1 protein-coding gene is annotated in these 362 nt (G+C 58.6%); it reads right to left on the bottom strand.

All coding sequences use genetic code 11. The features are described 5' to 3' along the window. Positions 1-362, bottom strand: a 362-nt coding sequence (locus tag IB232_RS24090; RefSeq protein WP_192400907.1) for a DUF1302 family protein, incomplete at both ends; no start/stop codon positions are given.

Raw genomic sequence — 362 nt, 5'->3', positions numbered from 1 at the left:
TGTCGGCGGCCCCGAATGCCGGAGCTGCCAGCGGATTGGCCGTAGTGGTGTACATGCTGGTGAAGGGATTTCGGCTGTGATACTTCATCGCGTACAAGCCGAACTCGGTGCTGTTCAACTCCTCAGCAAACCAGCGTAGGGCCACGCCATACTGCCCCGAGTTGCGGGCGTCGTTGTCACCACGGCGCGGGACGTAGATATAGCTCGGATCATCACGATTGAAGTCGGTGCCAGCAACGCTAAGCCCTTGGGTGCAGCCATCGGCGACAAAGTCTGCTCCTGCGAAAAATGTTCCGCAGTTGTCGAGCACGGTTTGATCCCACTCCAACTGGTAGAACAGCTCCGCCGACAGGTTCTCCGAT

It is taken from the genome of Pseudomonas sp. PDM15, assembly GCF_014851565.1.
Lineage (GTDB): Bacteria > Pseudomonadota > Gammaproteobacteria > Pseudomonadales > Pseudomonadaceae > Aquipseudomonas.
This window is presented reverse-complemented; position numbering and strand designations above follow the sequence as displayed.